The sequence below is a fragment of the Nostoc sp. genome (assembly GCF_036917615.1).
Taxonomy (GTDB): Bacteria; Cyanobacteriota; Cyanobacteriia; order Cyanobacteriales; family Nostocaceae; genus Nostoc.
In genome coordinates this window covers 1-14,274 of record NZ_JBALCZ010000028.1, presented here as the reverse complement: position 1 = coordinate 14,274, position 14,274 = coordinate 1, and the positions used below count along the sequence as shown (strand labels likewise).

Genomic DNA, 14,274 nt, shown 5'->3' with positions numbered 1-14,274 from the left:
TCATCGACAATAACATAACTGCTCTCGGTTTAGCCTATAACCTGAGTAAAGCGAGACTTAATTCTCTTTAGATTTTCTTTACGAATCAGCTCTGAGTTGCTGGGAAATCACCTCAATAAATGGCTACCCGCATTAGTCTACTATCCAGACCAGTGGACAAAGCGCAGCGAAAAAACTCTACTCTGCAATGGGAAAAACAGAACCCTAGAAGTTTCCATCTCAGACCGACCCCATCAGAATTTTCAAGAGTATGTCGTCATTCTCCACGACATTACCCAGCGCAAACAAGCAGAAGAGATTTTGCGACACTCAGAAGCACAATTGCGCCAAGAGGCAAAGCACCTAGCATCTCAACTAGTGCACAGTGAAAAAATGTCCAGCTTAGGGCAGTTGGTAGCAGGTGTAGCGCACGAAATCAACAACCCAGTTAACTTTATCTATGGCAATATCACTTTTGCCAATCAATATATCCAAGATATACTTAGTTTGTTGCAATTATACCAGCAAAACTATCCTAATCCAGTCACTGAAATTCAAAAAGAAACAGAAGCCATCGACTTAAATTTCGTGATGGCAGACTTGCCAAACTTGCTAACTTCTATGACAGTTGGTGCTGAAAGAATCACAGAAATCGTTTTATCTCTACGAAACTTTTCCCGCTTAGATGAAACAGAGATGAAAGCTGTGAATATCCATGAGGGTATCGATAGTACATTGATGATTCTGGAACATCGCCTCAAGGCTAAATCTGACTCTCTAGCAATTGAGGTCATCAAAGAGTACGGCGACCTGCCATTAGTAGAATGTTACGCTGGACAACTGAATCAGGTATTTATGAATCTTTTGGCAAATGCGATCGATGCAATTGAAGAGTCATTAGTCATTAGTCATCTGTCATTTGTACAAGACAAAGACAGAGGTCTGAGCGGAGGCTTCCGACCATCAGATATTCAGGGAAAAATTCAGATTCATACTCAACTCACCGACGAAAAGCAGGTAGTTATTCGCATTGCTGATAATGGTTTAGGCATTCCAGAAGATGTACAACAACACTTGTTTGAACCATTCTTTACTACTAAACCAGTTGGTAAAGGTACGGGGTTAGGTTTATCTATTAGTTATCAGATTATCACCCAAAAACATCAGGGAAAATTACAATGTATTTCTGCTACTGGACAAGGTACAGAATTTGTAATTGTAATTCCGCTAAACCAGCAATCTACCTAATTACCAAAATATGTAGCAATTTTCTCTATACCCGTAGCATCACCTGAAATGGAAATTAGACTATCATTTTGACACCAGATCCCCGACGCATAGTAATACAGCAGATTGCAGGTAAATGAAGTACAGAGGTAGGGGCACAGCAGTGCTGTGCCCTTAAAATCATCTGTACCTCACCTTGGCGTAGCCTCTCGTAGAGAAATTGCAATCTACTGTATGAACGACAAAGTATTGTTGGGTAAATATTGATGGCTATGCCTTAATTAAATCACAATCAATTAATAGCGCAATTATATTTACTTCTCAGTTAATATCGGACCCACTAGCGCTAATACTTCATCCTTTGTAGCAAAGCCATCGAAAGCTTCACTGGCGAACGGAATTGGACTACCAATACGATCCTCGTTATAGATTACTTCACTTACATTTCTAATCCACGGTCGCACGTTTACACCGTAAAAAGTCTCCCGCAGGTATCGTATTCCAGCAGCATGTCGGGCTTCTACAGTGTGGATTTCTAGGGCGGCGGCTAGCACCGTTTTGCCAGATGGACCTGCAGCAAGCAAGTTTTGTACCTGTCCCTTATAAGCTGCTACTCCTGTATCTTCAACGAACTGTAGGGCAAGTAAAAAGTCTTGCGGTTTAGCAAATGGGTTGCGTTGAAGTATGGCATCGTAGTTGGGATTAGCTGGGATAGTAATTCCATCTGGATTACCTCCTAAAGACTTCAATACAGATGATAGGTCAGTAACGTGTTGAGCTTCATCCTTTCCATAAGAGATGAGGGCCTTTTTGGCTACCTTTGGGAGACTGCTCAATCCGCCACTTTGGGTTGCAGTAATTGCACGGCGATAAAAATCAGCTTCCAGTTTTTCCAACGTTAGGGCATATTCAACAACTTCTTTTGGCTTCAGCACTGTCCCCTGAGCATAGGCTGATGTTGCTGGAATTACCAACAAAGATAGAAAGAGGATTAGAGGTAGGATAAGAACTATCCCCCAAGCTCTTGCTACCAGACTGCGGAATAGTCCACTGAAATTACTAAGGTTTGCAACTATTTGTGTCGCCAAATCTAAAAGGGTTTTCATCTTCGAGTAACTCCTTAAGTTAGGCGACGAGAGCGCCATTGATTGGGTTGTTCAATAAATTCAAAGAGCTAACAATCGCCACAATCTGTTTAGGCGTGTATAACTCGTCGTAAGCATTTCCCTTGAGTGGATTTAGTGCGGGAACTAGATTAGCATCATTCACTGCACGCTCTGTATCTAACTCAGTGGTGGGTCGCTTTAGGAGCGCACGTACACCTGCTGTATGACGTGCTTCTACAGACACAATAGAACCAGCAGCAAGCAAGTATGTGGGGTTTTTCAGGCTGGTTCCCGCACCATTATAAGCATGAACACCCGTGTCTTCCAAGGACACAGCTGTATTCAAGATAGTGTTGCGGTCTTTGAGAACAGCATTTAACCCAGCTTGATTAAAGCTGAGGTCTTTCGTTTTAAACTTCGCATTTGCACCTAGCACCTGGCGGAGAAAAGTTACGTGCGAGGCTTCATGAGAGCCTATGGCTTTAAGATAGTCATACTCTTTTTTGTCTTTAATTTTGCCAGAACTAAGAGCAAATAAATAGAATGCTGCTTCCAGCTCCTCTAATAAGAGAGCAAAGTTAAGGATGCCAACATCATTAGCATTAAATGTCAGAGTTTTGGTTGAGCTAATAGTGTGTGCCGTTATCTTCTTAGGTAATATCGTTAGGGCTGCTGTACCAAAACTACAAAGGCCCCATTTTAATAAGGCACGTCGTGAGGTGGAAGATAACTTCCTATTCATGTTGTTGTCTCCTAAAAAAGTCAGTCTTTATTTACCTACTTGTTAGTAGTTAAGGATAATTACACACATCTCTATTAATTACTGCGCCTATCCGTAGCAGGGCATCCATGAACACCCAAACGACATTTCCGCCCAGTTTATTATTAGAAATATTGTTAACTTACGCTTTGTTGCTTTTTTTCTTTCTCAACAGAGCAGCTGTAGATAAAAAACCCAGCGTTAATATACCTAGCCCAAAATAGGATTCAGGGACTGCTGCAATACCAGTTTTAACTCCGGTAAATTTATTGCTCATTTATTGCTAAAAACCCCTAAATGAAGGAGAAATCCCCCAAAGTTAGATCGAGCTTTAATCCTCAGTTAAATAGCTATATTCTCAATGAAAACAGCTATTTTGCTGCAATTGCACTATTTTGTCCAAAGTCTAATAAGGTGATATCTGAGTTAACTGACCAACCACAACAACGGTCTTTTGACTTATTCCCAATTGATACAACACCTCAACCGCGTCTTTATGCATAGGATGTTAATTGAAGGTGGGTATATTGATCAACCAAATCTAATAAAAGGTAACAAACCTACCTTTATCCAAACCTACCTTTACCTTTAACAAAGGGCTTAAGCCCTTTGCCCCTTGTTAAGCACAAGTCTTGTTAATTGAGATGGTAGCTGGATTTACGCTTTTGAATCGATGTCAGATGATGATATTGACTATATCGAATATTCCCCATCTGAAGTAGAAATACTCCAAATCCCATTGTTATGCTACCTGTATAGCATTGAGGAAACAGAATAATGTTGAAGATTTTTGCTGACAGGGGTGGTACATTTACAGATATTGTTGCTGTTACTGATAATCAGGCAATCATAGACAGACTCTCAAAACATCCAGAACGTTTTTTAATTGTGACTCTGCCTAATCAGCAATGGATTATAATTTACAAACTGCTTTCAGAAAATCCCGAACAATATCAAGATGCAGCCATTCAAGGTATTCGGGATATTCTGGGTATTTCTGGTAACGAACCCATTCCTAATGAAGCGATAGAAGTGGTAAAAATGGGGACAACAGTAGCAACAAATGCACTGTTAGAAAGGAAAGGAGACAGGGTTGTTCTTCTGATTACCAAAGGCTTTAAAGATGCGCTGCAAATTGGCTACCAAAACCGTCCTAACATCTTTGCTCGTCATATCGTTTTACCAACCATGCTTTATGAACAGGTGATTGAGATTGATGAACGTTATGATGCTCATGGCAACGAATTAATCGCCATAAATATTGAAATAGCCAAAAATGACTTACAAGCAGTTTACAACACAGGAATTAGGAGTTGTGCTATTGTTTTTATACATAGCGATCGCTATCCTGAACACGAACAACAAATAGCCCAAATCGCTCAAGAAATTGGCTTTACCCAAATATCTGTATCTCATCAAGTTAGTCCGTTAATTAAATTAGTCAGCCGAGGAGATACAACAGTAGTAGATGCTTATTTAACTCCGATTCTCCGTCGCTATGTCAACCAAATAGCGAGTCAGTTACCTAGAGTCAAATTAATGTTTATGAAATCTGACGGAGGTTTAGTCGCAGCCCAACAATTTCAAGGCAAAGATAGTATTTTGAGTGGCCCGGCAGGTGGTATTGTCGGTGCAGTTCAAACTAGTAAAAGGGCAGGTTTCGAGTTAGTTATTACCTTTGATATGGGAGGAACAAGTACAGATGTCGCTCACTTTAAAGGAGAGTATGAACGACAACTAGATTCAGAAATTGCTGGGGCGCGGATGCGAGTTCCCGTATTAGCAATTAATACCATTGCTGCTGGAGGCGGTTCAATTCTCTTTTTTGATGGTTCTAGTTATCGTGTCGGCCCTAAATCTGCTGGTTCAAATCCTGGGCCTGCTTGTTACCGATGTGGCGGGCCATTAGCGGTTACTGATGCCAATGTGATGTTAGGCAAAATTCATCCGCAATATTTTCCCTCAGTTTTTGGAATTGATGGCAATTTACCTCTAAATAAAGATACTGTCATTCAGCAATTTACACAATTAGCCCAAGAGATTCAAGCCGCTACATTAAATCATTGTACTCCTGAACAAGTAGCCGCTGGATTTATGGCGATCGCAGTGGAAAATATGGCGAACGCAATTAAAAAAATCAGTCTGCAACGGGGTTATGATGTCAGCCAATATGTACTTTGTTGTTTTGGCGGTGCAGGCGGGCAAGTTGCTTGTTTAATTGCCGATACCTTGGGAATGAAAAAGATATTTCTACATCCTTATGCTGGTGTTCTATCTGCTTATGGAATGGGATTAGCTGATGTGCGGGCAATTAGAGAAGGGGGAGTAGAACAGCCTTTAACTCAAACATTAATTCCTAAATTACACCAGTTAATAGAAGATTTAGAAACTCAAGCTAGAAGTGAAATAAATGAAGATAATATCCAAGCACAGGTAGTCCGCAAAGTCAACTTAAAATATGAGGGGACTAACTCTACATTGACCGTTAGTTTTACTGATGAAGTAGCAGTGATGCGACAAGAATTTGAGGCTGAACATAAATCTCGTTATGGTTTCATTCAATTAGAGAAAACCTTAATTGTTGAATCTGCCTCAGTGGAAGTAATTCAGAAGATGGAGACTCCGGAAGAACCTTTAATTATTCGGACTCGCCCTTTAGATGAAGCTCCTGCATCTGTTGAGATAGTAAGAATGTTTAGTACTGATAGATGGTATGATACTCCTGTTTATCGGCGGGAAGATTTACAACCAGAAGATAGGATTAATGGGGCTGCGATCGTTGTTGAAAAAATTAGCACCATTGTAGTTGAACCTAACTGGCAAGCAAGATTAACTCAACAGAACCATCTAATTTTAGAACGTTTATAAATCGGCTGTTGTTCTCGAAAATACTCACCCTCGCTACAGGAAATGCGAATTTACACCCGCGCCGGATTCTCTACAATAAGCGAAATCTTGCATATTTCGCTCCTGCCCAAGTAGATAGTGATAGCTGGTAGTAAACACTGAAGTGTTTAAAAAAGTGCTTAACTCAGATATCGCACCAGTGAAAAAACATCAGTAATAGCAAAAAAGAGACAGAAATTAATGCAGTACAAACACACTATTTACAAATAAGCCAATTCGCTAGTTATGAAAGACAATAAGGTTAGTATTTAGAGTACAATCTCTTTACCATAGACAATATCCTCTAAGCTAACAACAATAGGAGTAAATCAGTGAAAACGACTAGTCCTGATCATAGTAAGATTAGCCCGACTGCCAAGTTGGTGGCTTATTTCCGGCAATTTTCAGATATTCCCTTTAGCAGGGATGTTGCTACACTGATACGTGCAGAAGATGTTTTAAAAAATTTCTCACAAGGAACGAACCTCACACCAGAATTTTTGAAATGGGCAGCTCTTGCTGCTGAGATACGTTATAAAAGTATTGTCAGCGCGATAAAGAAAGAGGGCATTACGCAGGTTTTGGAGTTAGCCAGTGGGCTATCATTTCGTGGGCTAGCTATGACTGAAGATCCAGAGTATATTTATGTGGAGACAGATCTTCCTGAGCTAATGCAAGAAAAGCAACAAATACTGTCAAAAATTATATCTAATCACGGACTAAGAGAGCGCAAGAATTTATTCTTTGATGCCGTAAACATTCTTTCGTTTCCTGAAATTGAATCAGCCATCCGTCACTTTAAGCCAAATCATCCAGTAGCCGTCATCCACGAAGGACTTTATCATTACCTTTCAATGGAAGAAAAGGAGAGGGCAGCACGCAACATTCATTCGGTTCTTTCCCGCTTCGGTGGCGCGTGGATCACTCCTGATTTTCTAACAAACGCTGAGCATGAAGGACGTTTACAGACTCACTCAGAATTGCAGAATATCGCGCAAGGAGTCCAAGACACAACGCAGCGTGATGTGCACAAAACAGGCTTTGATAATCAACAACAAATTGTGGACTTTTTTTCACACTTAGGTTTTAGGAGCTGCATCTCTCCACAAATAGACGGAAGTTATCAGCTAACTGCAATGCAAAAATTAGACATATCTGAAGCCGAGTTCAAAAACTATAAGTCCCTGAACTTTAATATTTGGACATTAACAGTGGAATAGTGAGGGCATTGAGCCGAGATGTTTTTCAGAGGGAACAGGAAACCCACACTTAAAAGTGTGGGATTGAAAAAAAGGACGCCGTTTTTCTAGCGCTTTGCGTCTTTGATTGGGGACAATCCGCAGAAATTACGTTTCAAACTATATTTCCCCATTTGGTGGTGTTGTTTCTTTTACAAGACATTGAACACCTAAGAGAACAGACACTTAGTCAAGGGATTGACATTAAAATTTCCAGGTGCAAGATGTGAGTTAAGGGATTACTACAAAATTTTTTTAAGGAGTTAAAAATGTACACAACATCTCAACCTGATCCTGTCCGCTTGGAAATATTCAAAAATCTCTATCAATTTATCGCCGAACAAATGGGAATTGTTCTCCAAAATACGGCAACATCTGTGAATATCAAAGAAAGGCTAGATTTCTCCTGTGCTATTTTTGACTCTTCGGGATTATTAGTTGCTAATGCCCCTCATATTCCTGTACATTTAGGCTCAATGAGTGAAAGTGTCCGCAGTTTAATTAACGATAAACGCGACACCCTAAAACCAGGAAATGTATATTTATCAAATAATCCCTATAACGGCGGTACACATCTTCCTGACATAACTGCAATTACCCCTGTATTTTTGGAAACGAGTGAAAATATTTCATTCCCCATGCCCCTCTTCTTTGTTGCTTCTCGTGGACACCAAGCGGATATCGGTGGAATTACTCCTGGTTCAATGCCTCCTCACAGTACCACTGTAGAAGAGGAAGGAATTCTTTTTGATAATTTTCTCTTGGTTGAAGAGGGGAGCTTTCGAGAAACTACAGTAAGACAGCATCTCTCAAATCATATTTATCCTACCCGTAACCCTGACCAAAATATAGCTGATTTTAAGGCACAAATTGCCGCCAATGAACGGGGAGTTCAAGAACTCCGTAAAATGGTTTTACAATACGGACTTGAGACTGTCCAAGCTTATATGAGTTTTGTGCAAGCTAATGCTGAAGAATCGGTGAGAAAGGCTATCAATCTTCTCAAGGATGGCTCATTTATTTATCAAATGGATAATGGAGCAATAATTCAAGTAAAAGTTACGATTCATCTAGAAAGTCGCAGTGCTACCATTGATTTTACTGGGACTTCTCGGCAACTAAATAGTAATTTTAATGCTCCTAAAGCTGTAACTCAAGCAGCAGTCTTATATGTCTTTCGGACTTTGGTTGATGATAATATTCCTCTTAATGCCGGTTGTCTTAACCCTTTAGAAATTATTATACCGGTCGGCTGTATGCTGAATCCAATTTATCCAGCAGCAGTAGTGGCGGGTAATGTAGAAACTTCTCAAACAATTGTTGATGCTTTATATGGTGCTTTGGGTGTCATGGCTGCTTCTCAAGGAACGATGAATAATTTTACTTTTGGTAATGAGCAATATCAATATTATGAAACTATCTGCGGCGGCTCTGGGGCAGGAATTGATTTTGATGGAACTGATGGTGTTCATTCTCACATGACTAACTCCCGCTTGACTGATCCAGAAGTTTTAGAAACCCGTTATCCTGTACTTTTAGAAAGCTTTAGTCTTCGTCCCGATAGCGGTGGAAAAGGAAAATATTCCGGTGGTAATGGAGTTGTCCGCCGCATCCGTTTCTTAGAACTTATGACAGCTAATATTCTCTCTGGTCATCGGGTTGTCCCTCCCTTTGGATTAAATGGTGGAGAAGCCGGAATTGTCGGACGCAACTGGATACAACGTCAGAATGGAATTGAAGAGAATTTAGACAGCACAGCAACAGTAGAGATGAAACCTGGTGATGTTTTTGTGATCGAAACTCCTGGAGGAGGCGGATTTGGTAAAGCCTCCTAGTACCGCAAGGCGGAAGTCACTCATTCAAAAGTCAAAAGTCAAAATTAATACAACGTAAGCGTTTCATTGATTTTGAATGGGTCGGTTATTTATGCCGTGCTGTAATAGTACCAGTATTTTCTGCTGAATTGAAAAGCTATAAATTTTTGCCCTGTTTACTTTTGATAACTAATTACTAGTTAATTTGAGTTGCAGTTTGGCACAAGATTTTATTTGTAATAACATTTATCAATCCAAATTCGCATTTCTTCTTCAGAACCAAAACAAGCCGAGCGTCCTGTGATCGGATCGTAGGCGTGCCAAGAAAAAATGTGACCATGCCAGTCAGATTCCTGCCATACTTGGAGATCAGAACCACTAGTCATCCATATAACAAAATGTTGCCAATATTTTCGTAAATTTAACAAAACATTAAATTTATTCATAGTGAAAGTACCTGCTAAACAGTTAACTATTACTTTTACTTTCACGTAAGAATTTTAAACTGAGAAGGTACAGTTTTGACAAATTTGAACTAGTACAGTTCAGCGCCTTCCCAACTGGTATAGTAAAAAATCTCTTAACTGTACTAGGTAAACTTGGTAAAAATAGTTTATATTGCCAGTATTGATGATTATTTAGTCATTAAGGAGTGCGCCAAAATGAACATTTTCTTAGAACGACAGTCACACAAACCGATTTATTTGCAGATCCGCGATCGCATTAGTCGTTTGATTAAATCTGGCGCACTCAAAAGTGGCGATCGCCTCCCTTCTATCCGCTCTCTCGCAGAAAGTTTACAAGTTAACAAACTCACGATTATTGAAGCATATAACGTTTTAGAAGCCGATGGGATTGTTTCTGCCCGTCCGGGTTCAGGATATTTTGTCAGCAGCGTTTCTCTGAAGAGTGCCAATTTAGAATCTACATTTGCTCCAGCCCAAAATGTCATAATTACAAAACCAGAGAAGTGTTCTTTTTATAAGATGTATACTCCACTGGTGCAAGCACAAACGCAGCCAGGAATGATTAATTTTGGCTACGGTTATCCACGTCCACCAAAAGATATCAACGTCATTGCTAGACGAGCGCTAAGACAAGATGATACTGATATTTTCTTTCCTCATGAGATGCCTCAAGGACAACTAACTCTGTGCAGACAAATTGCCCAGATGCTAGTACATCAAGGATTAGAGGTTTTTCCAGAGGATTTAATTATTACTAATGGCTCTCAGCAAGGGTTGTCATTAGCTATGAATTATTATGTACAACCTGGTGATTGGGTGATTGTGGAAGCTCCCACCTATTATGGTGCAATCTCAATCTTAGAAAACTTAAAAGCCAAGATTATTGGCATTCCCATGACTGCGGAGGGAATGAATTTAGAATTATTAGAGCAATATCTACACAGCCACCGCCCGAAATTAATTTATACGATTAGTACTTTTCACAATCCGACAGGATTGACGACAACACAAGCTCATCGTCAACAATTATTAGCATTAGCTGAAAAATATGAGTGTCCCATTTTAGAAAATAATGCTTATGAAGGAATAAATTTTGAGGCAGTGCCAGCGCCAATTAAAGCTTTAGATAAAAATAATTTGGTGACTTACCTAAGCACCTTTTCTAAAACTTTAATGCCTGGTTTACGAGTGGGCTATATGGTAGTTACAGGTAAGCATTATCAAGCAATTGTTGAGCGGAAGTTGCTCCATGACTTGCACACATCCAGTATTTCGCAAACAATAGTTAGCGAATATCTTGCTTCAGGACATTACCGCCGTCACCTCAGCCGCCTTCGCACAGATAATCTCCAAAGTCGTAATATTATGCTGCAAGCTTTGGAGCGTTATTTTCCCGAAGAGATCCGTTGGACAGTTCCCACAGGTGGATTATTTCTCTGGGTACAGTTACCAGATGATTTTCCGATTGGGACAATTCGTAAGGAAGCCTTTGCACAAAATGTCTACCTGGCGTGCGGTTCGGCATTTTTCCCCGATAAGCAGGGTTATCCAGCGATGCGTCTGACTTTCTGTCTATCGCCAGAGGAGATTGAGCAAGGGATCTTGATTGTGGGTAAGTTGCTGAAAAAGTATATTTCCAGAGAATGCGTAGTAGCACAAAGAAGTTTGAGTACCGGAAGCCAGCGCTCAGTTAGTGACGCAGGAGCCAAGACACAGAGGTTTGGAGAGAAATCAGCCCGTAGTCTACATCAACTGAAAAATGATGTTATGCGATCGCTCACTTGAAAAAGGCGCTCTAAATGTCAACCTTAAGGGGGTATTCCTGAGCATTGCGATCATTGTAAAAAACTTTAAAGATAGTTAATCTCCTGTCCAGATGATTAACATTAGCTGTTTGCAGGCAGAACTACTTTAAAAAATATGACTATAAATTTTGTCATTACAGGCGCTGATACGGAACTGGGACAAGAAACCACGCAGCAACTAGTTGCTCGTGGACATCAGGTGACTGGAATACCACTAAGTAAGGATGGCGCTGAGGTCATACGTTCAAAGGGTGGCCTAGTTGCTGATGTCAGTTTGACAAGTGCCACTGAACTTAAGGATGTTTTATCCACAGCTAATGCTAACGTGGTTATTAACCTCACGCCACAGTTTGCCAATACATTATTAAGCGATGGTCAGGACTGGAAAGGATTTGACAAAACCTTAAAAGCCACAACTGATGCACTATTGACAGCGATTGAAGATGCAGGGACTCCGTTTCTTGTCCACACCAGTTATACTTTTCTTTATGGCAATGCAAAAGATAGCACAGAAACTGCGCCTCTAGTTGTACCTGGCGATGACCCAATTTTTGCCGCCGCGATCGCCGCAGAAAACCAGGTGAGCAACAGCAAGATTCCCTCTAGCCTTTTACGGATGGGATACTTGTATGGCCCCCAATCTGAAGACCTCAAACTATATATAAAATCATTCAACCTCAGACGCCCTTATTTTGCAGGGCCTGCAAATAACTTAGGCAACTGGCTACACTTTGAAGATGCTGCTCAAGCTCTAGTTCAACCAGGAGAGCAGCAAACAGTAGGCGCAGTGTTTAACATCGTCGATGGAACTCCGGTATCCTTTGCAGATTTCATTGATTACTTTGCCTTTGCCTTAGGCAGAAAACAACCTGCACACATTCCGATGTGGCTGACTCCTGTAGCACTTCTGGCGGTAATTACACCTCAGCAGGTAGAGTTACTTAAATTGGCAACCACAGTTAAAAGTGACTCAATTCGTCAACAGCTTGGTTGGAAACCGCGTTATTTAAGTTACAAAGAGGGTTTGCAGCAAACAGTACAAACTTGGCGCAGCAAGAACGAAATTAAATGAGAGATGCGATTAATCGCGTGTGTTAAGAGCTAGAAATAGGCTTTTCAACTTCATCATTCCACCTCCGAGCCTCATCGTTAAACCTCAGAACTCGGAATGTTGAGCTTTTGTCTCGGAAGTTCGTGTTCAGGTGTAGCGACTGTTTTAAAAGTCAAGCGTAGGCGTAGCCCGCACTTCTCTACGAGACGCTGCGCGAACGGCTGCGCTCAGTGACCGTCGTAGACATCGCTTTGTTTGTGGAGATATATGAAAGCGATCGCGGTGCGACAAAGTTTGAAGTACTCCAACACGACTTCGGAGTACCTCAACACGACTTTCAAGTACTCCAACACGACTTCGGAGTACCTCAACACGACTTTCAAGTACTTCAACACGACTTTGGAGTACCTCAACACGACTTTCAAGTACTTCAACACGACTTTGGAGTACCTCAACACGACTTTCAAGTACTTCAACACGATTTTGGAGTACCTCAACACGACTTTCAAGTACTTCAACATGACTTCGAGGTATCTGTTGCTTATATAGCAGTCCTAAATCATTCGTAAGAATTTGAGATCGTTTTAACCCCCCGTAGTCCTGCCTTGGTAAGCTACGGTGCTACGGTGTATACACAAGTCTGAAATAGCTTACTCACCTGGTTTCTCGCGTCAGTTTTACCCCACCCTAACCTCCCCTTGTCAAGGGGAGGGAACAAGATTTCTTATTTTCCGCCTTTATCAGGGGGAATTACAAGATTTCCAAAAGACAGATGCTCCATCATAATTACAATGCCTTTATCTTTTTAGGACTTACGCACTGAAAACCTGAAACCTCGATCCCCCCTAACCCCCCTTTTTAAGGGGGGGATCTGAAAAGCCCCCTTTTTAAGGGGGTTGGGGGATCTGCTCTGCGTAAGTCCTACTTTTGTATAACCAGGTACTTTTGTTTGCATAAACGCATTGGATGGTATGTGATGCGGAGTGAGGTTATCTCCTCTGCGTCCAATTTTGAAGTAATTCACCATAAGAAACAACAGCACCCTCACCCAGAAGCAATAAACTTTGCATAATTGCGATTAATCTTGCTCCCACTCTCGCTCAATTTTCTCCAAATCCTTCGCCGCACCCAATTGCTGAAATATTTGATGTGCTGTGTTGTAATACTGTTGGGCAAGTTCTGTATTGCTGCGCTTACGCTCTAGCCGTGCTAAATCGTAGTTAACATCTGCTACTAGGTGAGTTATCCCTAATTCTTGCGCCATTACCAAAGCTTGTTTAGAAAACTGTTCTGCTGCTTCGAGATTACCGCGATGAAGTTCATTTTCTCCTAAACCACCATAAGAATAAGCCATACCAGAGCGTTCGCCTAATTCTGTTCTCACTGTTAAAGATTGCCGATACAGGGTTTCGGCAGCATCCCAGTTGCCGCGATTGCGCTCTATATCTCCCAACACTCCCCAACTAGAAGCCATACCAGAGCGATCGCCTAATTCTGTCTCAACTTCTAAAGATTGCCGATACAGGGTTTCGGCAGCATCCCAGTTGCTGCGATTGCGCTCTATATCTCCCAACGATGCCCAACTAGAAGCCATTCCAGAGCGTTCGCCTAATTCTGTTCTCACTGTCAAAGATTGCTGATACAGGGTTTCGGCAGCATCCCAGTTGCCGCGATTGCGCTCTATATTTCCCAACACTCCCCAACTAGAAGCCATACCAGAGCGATCGCCTAATTCTGTCTCAACTTCTAAACATTGCCGATACAGGGTTTCGGCAGCATCCCAGTTGCCGCGATTGCGCTCTATATCTCCCAACGATGCCCAACTAGAAGCCATTCCAGAGCGATTGCCTAATTCTGTCATCACTTCTAAAGATTGCCGATACAGGGTTTCGGCAGCATCCCAGTTGCTGCGATTGCGCTCTATATCTCCCAACACTCCCC

The 14,274-nt window shown here is 41.3% G+C and carries 10 protein-coding genes and 1 pseudogene; 7 read left to right on the top strand and 4 right to left on the bottom strand.

The window, feature by feature from the left end:
* Positions 1-90: 90 nt before the first annotated feature.
* A pseudogene (locus V7K85_RS11200) lies at positions 91-1,227 on the top strand (sensor histidine kinase); the annotation flags it as partial.
* A 293-nt stretch (positions 1,228-1,520) separates the two neighbouring features.
* Here the strand turns inward: V7K85_RS11200 and V7K85_RS11195 are convergent.
* Both V7K85_RS11195 and V7K85_RS11190 read right to left on the bottom strand, forming a co-directional pair.
* On the bottom strand, positions 1,521-2,312 hold the full coding sequence (locus V7K85_RS11195) for a ferritin-like domain-containing protein (protein WP_334813565.1): 792 nt from the start codon (positions 2,310-2,312) through the stop codon (positions 1,521-1,523).
* Positions 2,313-2,331: 19 nt separating this feature from the next.
* The gene (locus V7K85_RS11190; RefSeq protein WP_334813563.1) at positions 2,332-3,054 is read right to left on the bottom strand and encodes a ferritin-like domain-containing protein; all 723 of its coding nucleotides are present in this window, start codon (positions 3,052-3,054) and stop codon (positions 2,332-2,334) included.
* 795 nt (positions 3,055-3,849) lie between these two features.
* On the opposite strand from V7K85_RS11190, the gene V7K85_RS11185 reads away from it, so the two are divergent.
* From V7K85_RS11185 to V7K85_RS11175, 3 genes are all read left to right on the top strand, one after another.
* Positions 3,850-5,940: a hydantoinase/oxoprolinase family protein gene (locus V7K85_RS11185; protein WP_334813562.1), complete on the top strand. Its 2,091-nt coding sequence runs from the start codon at positions 3,850-3,852 to the stop codon at positions 5,938-5,940.
* A 350-nt stretch (positions 5,941-6,290) separates the two neighbouring features.
* Positions 6,291-7,178: a class I SAM-dependent methyltransferase gene (locus tag V7K85_RS11180; RefSeq protein WP_334813560.1), complete on the top strand. Its 888-nt coding sequence runs from the start codon at positions 6,291-6,293 to the stop codon at positions 7,176-7,178.
* Positions 7,179-7,465: 287 nt separating this feature from the next.
* Positions 7,466-9,031, top strand: coding sequence for a hydantoinase B/oxoprolinase family protein (locus V7K85_RS11175; protein ID WP_334813558.1), 1,566 nt, complete (start codon positions 7,466-7,468; stop codon positions 9,029-9,031).
* Positions 9,032-9,240: 209 nt separating this feature from the next.
* Here V7K85_RS11175 and V7K85_RS11170 read toward each other — a convergent pair whose 3' ends face one another.
* Positions 9,241-9,456: a hypothetical protein gene (locus V7K85_RS11170; RefSeq protein WP_334813556.1), complete on the bottom strand. Its 216-nt coding sequence runs from the start codon at positions 9,454-9,456 to the stop codon at positions 9,241-9,243.
* A 216-nt stretch (positions 9,457-9,672) separates the two neighbouring features.
* Here V7K85_RS11170 and V7K85_RS11165 point away from each other — a divergent pair, with 216 nt between their 5' ends.
* The 3 genes from V7K85_RS11165 to V7K85_RS11155 all read left to right on the top strand — a co-directional run bounded on the left by V7K85_RS11165 (position 9,673) and on the right by V7K85_RS11155 (position 12,902).
* The gene (locus tag V7K85_RS11165; protein WP_334813554.1) at positions 9,673-11,262 is read left to right on the top strand and encodes an aminotransferase-like domain-containing protein; all 1,590 of its coding nucleotides are present in this window, start codon (positions 9,673-9,675) and stop codon (positions 11,260-11,262) included.
* A gap of 135 nt (positions 11,263-11,397) precedes the next feature.
* On the top strand, positions 11,398-12,354 hold the full coding sequence (locus V7K85_RS11160) for an NAD-dependent epimerase/dehydratase family protein (protein WP_334813552.1): 957 nt from the start codon (positions 11,398-11,400) through the stop codon (positions 12,352-12,354).
* A gap of 209 nt (positions 12,355-12,563) precedes the next feature.
* A complete protein-coding gene (locus V7K85_RS11155) occupies positions 12,564-12,902 on the top strand; it encodes a hypothetical protein (protein WP_334813550.1) in 339 nt (112 codons plus the stop codon).
* Positions 12,903-13,411: 509 nt separating this feature from the next.
* Here the strand turns inward: V7K85_RS11155 and V7K85_RS11150 are convergent.
* Positions 13,412-14,274, bottom strand: an 863-nt coding sequence (locus V7K85_RS11150) for a tetratricopeptide repeat protein (protein ID WP_334813548.1), incomplete at its 5' end; no start/stop codon positions are given.